Source organism: Pseudomonas sp. D1HM, assembly GCF_019266105.1.
Classification (GTDB): domain Bacteria; phylum Pseudomonadota; class Gammaproteobacteria; order Pseudomonadales; family Pseudomonadaceae; genus Aquipseudomonas; species Aquipseudomonas taetrolens.
Map to the genome: position 1 here is coordinate 1 of NZ_LRMN01000031.1, position 3,704 is coordinate 3,704.

The 3,704-nt window shown below is 58.9% G+C and carries 6 protein-coding genes; all 6 read left to right on the plus strand.

The window, feature by feature from the left end:
* Positions 1–116: 116 nt before the first annotated feature.
* The 6 genes from AWM69_RS22370 (at position 117) to AWM69_RS22395 (ending at position 3,588) form a co-directional block, all read left to right on the plus strand.
* Positions 117–461 carry a head decoration protein gene (locus AWM69_RS22370; protein ID WP_218728545.1) on the plus strand — a complete coding sequence of 115 codons (345 nt, stop codon included), beginning with the start codon at positions 117–119 and terminating at the stop codon, positions 459–461.
* A gap of 63 nt (positions 462–524) precedes the next feature.
* Positions 525–1,520: a major capsid protein gene (locus AWM69_RS22375; protein ID WP_218728547.1), complete on the plus strand. Its 996-nt coding sequence runs from the start codon at positions 525–527 to the stop codon at positions 1,518–1,520.
* Positions 1,521–1,522: 2 nt separating this feature from the next.
* On the plus strand, positions 1,523–1,843 hold the full coding sequence (locus tag AWM69_RS22380; protein ID WP_218728549.1) for a hypothetical protein: 321 nt from the start codon (positions 1,523–1,525) through the stop codon (positions 1,841–1,843).
* Positions 1,840–2,508 (plus strand): hypothetical protein, encoded by a 669-nt coding sequence (locus AWM69_RS22385; RefSeq protein WP_218728551.1) that lies wholly within the window; start codon positions 1,840–1,842, stop codon positions 2,506–2,508. The genes AWM69_RS22380 and AWM69_RS22385 overlap by 4 nt, the downstream gene beginning before the upstream one ends.
* Positions 2,501–3,010: a hypothetical protein gene (locus tag AWM69_RS22390; RefSeq protein ID WP_218728553.1), complete on the plus strand. Its 510-nt coding sequence runs from the start codon at positions 2,501–2,503 to the stop codon at positions 3,008–3,010. The genes AWM69_RS22385 and AWM69_RS22390 overlap by 8 nt, the downstream gene beginning before the upstream one ends.
* On the plus strand, positions 3,007–3,588 hold the full coding sequence (locus AWM69_RS22395) for a phage baseplate assembly protein V (protein ID WP_218728555.1): 582 nt from the start codon (positions 3,007–3,009) through the stop codon (positions 3,586–3,588). Before AWM69_RS22390 ends, AWM69_RS22395 begins: the two co-directional genes overlap by 4 nt.
* The last annotated feature ends 116 nt before the right edge of the window (positions 3,589–3,704 follow it).

Below are 3,704 nucleotides of genomic sequence, written 5' to 3' on the forward strand. Positions count from 1 at the left end.
GAAATCGACAACAGCCTGCCTATCAACGATGACCCAGTGCCAAAAATTCAGGCTAAACAGCCTGACACTAATGCGATCTACGCGGCCCGTCGCGCCGCCCAGACAGGGGTAAAAGCATGACCAACAAACAAGAGCCGATGCACGCGGGCGAATTTCTGCTGTCCGAAGGCGCCGGTAACATCTCCCGCGAAGCCATCAACGTGGCTGCTGGTCCGGCGCTGAACCCGGGCCAAGTGTTGGGACTGGTGACCGCCTCCGGTGAATTCGCACCGTATGAGCCGACTGCAGAAGACGGCACTCAAAACGCCGTCGCCATTCTGTACGGCCCGCTGGGCGAGTCCGACATCGTGCGCCGTGGTCGCGCAGTGGTTCGCCTGGCTGAAGTCAGCGAGGCGCATTTGACCGGGCTTCATCCGGAGGGCGAAAAATCTCTGGCTCAACACTTTGTGATCGTGCGCTAAGCCGACAGCCCCTTTATTGCACCCCGCCATCGAGCGGGGTTTTTACATTCTGGAGAGTTCTCAATGGCCGATATCGCCATCTTTGACGACGAAGCGTTTTCTGTTTCGTCGCTCACCGCTGCTATCAACGAACAGCAATACCTGCCCGGGCGCCTGAGCAGCCTTGGCCTGTTTCAGGAAGAAGGCATCACCACCCTGACCGTGCAGATCGAAAAAGACGGCGACACCCTGGCTCTGGTACCGGCCGGTGAGCGCGGGACTTCGGGTCTGGTCGTGGGTGCCAGCAAGCGCACCCTGATCCCGTTCAACACCGTGCATTTGCCGGAGCGCTTCACCATCAAAGCGGATGAGATTCAAGGCATCCGGGCTTTCGGTACCCGCAGTGAGTTGCAGGCCGTGCAGGACGTAGTCAATGCGCGCCTGCTGAAGGCCCGCCGCCAGTTGGACGTCACCCACGAATTTCAGCGTATGGGCGCGTTGAATGGCCAGATTCTCGATGCAGACGGTACAACGGTGTTGCTCGATCTGTACAAACGCTTTGGCGTTGAGCGGCAAAAAATGTCGATGGGTCTGGCCGTCGCGGACACAGATTTCCGCGTCAAATGCGGCGAAGCCTTGGACATGCAGGAAGATGCGCTGGGCAGTGTCACCAGCACGGGCGCCCGGGCGTTCTGCGGCAAGAATTTCTGGAACAAGATGATGGGGCTCAAGGCGATCAAGGAGACCTACGTCGCTTCGGCACAGGCTGCCGCGTTGCGTGGTGATGCCCGTGAGAGCTTCGAGTTCGGCGGCATTGTGTGGGAACGCTATCGCGGCAAGGTCGCGAGCGTTGCGTTCGTCCACGACGACAAAGCACTGCTGGTCCCTGAAGGCGTTCCGGACTTGTACATCTCGGCCTTCGCTCCGGCCGACTACATGGAAACCGTCAACACCCAAGGTATTCCGTACTACAGCAAGATCGAGCCGATGCCGTTCAACAAGGGTATGGCCGGTGAAGCCCAGTCCAACCCGCTGCACATCTGCACCCGTCCACGCGCTCAGATCCTGCTGGAGCTGTAACCGTGGGCATTCGAGACCTGGTGGCCGATATCGACAGCGTGATCTTCGACGTGCTGAGCGATACCGGGCACATCGAGGGTCGCGCCGAGCCGGTGCTGGGGATGTTCTCGGCACCGTGGAAGCAGCCGCAGATTGGTCGCCTTAATACAGGCCTACGTGAGCCGCACTTTGTAGTGCGGGTCGCTGACTCCGATGGCCTGACTAAAGGGTTGCTGGTCACCATCGACCTGCCCGAGCTGGACGGTGGTGGCGACTACGACCTGCTGCAGCTGGAGCCCGGCGGCGATGGCCTGGTATCCCTTATCTTGAGGAAACGTGCATGAGCATTGGCAGCTTTAGTGAAAATCGGGCCAGTAGCGGGATGTTCAATATTCAGGTTTCGACCGAGGATATGAAAGCATTTGCGGACTTGGCCACGTTGGTACCCAAAGCTGCTGCCAACGCGCAACGCCGTGCAATCAATAAAACCTTGGGCTGGCTCAGTACCCATATTGCAAGGGCCGTGGGCAAGCAGGAGCGGATCGCGGTAAAGGCGGTGCGGCAGCGTCTGCGCAGCTATCCAGTTGAAGGCGGGGGGAAAGCCCGCGGCAAACTCTGGTTCGGCATCAACCCGCTGGAAGCCAGCCGGTCAGGTCGGCCACGGCAGACCAAGGCCGGTGTGTCAGTGGGCAGTCGTCGCTATCGCGGCGCTTTCTACAAAAAGGTATACGGCAACCAGGCAGATATCTGGATCCGTACTGCCAGTAAACACTTCGCCCGGAGCGATTACCCCGACAGCGAAGTCACTTCGCAGACTGGGGCCAGCTCCGGTTTTGTGGGGGAACACAGCGATCGCTTTCCGTTGGCCAAGGCCAAGATTTCACTGGATTCAGTACGGCCGCATTTTGAAGCCTGGAGCCGCAAGGCCGATGAGCGGCTGCTGCAGATCCTCCGGCAAGAAATGAACTTTGAGCTGCAGAAATATTTGAAGGGGACGCGCCGTGTCTGAGCAGCGGTTTAGCCTCGACCTGTTGTATCAAGCGATCGAACAGCATCTGCAGCAGTCACTGGCAGGTATTCAGCTGGTCAGCTTTTGGCCTGATATCGAGCAGCATATCCCGCTGCCGGCAGTATTTCTTGATATCGCCGAGATTGAGCCGGGCACCGATATTGGCACCGGGGAAAGCACCCTGAACGTCACCTTTGAAGCACGGGTGATTGTTGACGTGATCCGCGATCAGCACTATCAGCAGGCCCTACATCTGGCCACGCAACTGGCGGTGTTGTTACGGGCTCAGACGTGGGGTCTGGCGGTTGATCCTGCCGAGTTCAAACGTTCAACCCAGGACTGGACCCGGCCGGAGCTGGATGGCTACACGGTGTGGCTGGTTGAGTGGACACAGACGATTTACCTCGGAGAGAAGGAGTGGCCTTGGCCAGACGAGCCGCCCGGTTCGCTGACGTTCAAGGTCTATGTGGGTGAGGATGATCAGCCCGAGGTATTCCCATGAACCATGCGCTTTCTGAACATGACCGCATGATTGCCGGCATGATTAAGGATTGCTACGTGGTGGCCCTCGACCTGACCGTCAGACCACCAGTCTGTCGGGTGTCCGACGGGGAATGGATCAGTGCTTGGGTGCGCTGGCACAGTCAGGCAGCCGGCAAGGTGCGGCACTGGCGGGTGCCCAGCATGGGCGAGCAGGGCACTTTGCTCAGCCCGAGCGGTGACGTGTCGCAAGGCACCTTTGTGCCCGGCTTGTATGGTGATGCCGGGCCAGCCCCGGATGACCGGGATCACGTCGAACGCTGGCTGTTCGACGATGGCGGGTCGCTGACTTACGACTGGAAGGCCCACAGTTACAGCATCGATCTGCCGTCCGGTTCGGTGGATATAAAGGTAGGCAGTTCATCGACGACCGTTACGGATACCGCCGTGGTGGTTACGTCCGGGGCGATTGCGCTCGATGGTGACGTCACGATTTATGGTGAGGTGCTGATCAATGGTGCGTTACGCGTAACGGGAAATATCAACAGTGGCGGTTCAATCATCGATACCACCGGTAATACGGCCAACCACAAGCATTAATCCCAACTTTCAATCAGCCCGCCGCGTGCGGGCTTTTTTCTGCCTGGAGAAAACGATGACGAACAAACCTGTCTCGATCGACAAGCCTGTCAGTCTGGTCGTTTACCGCGACCGGG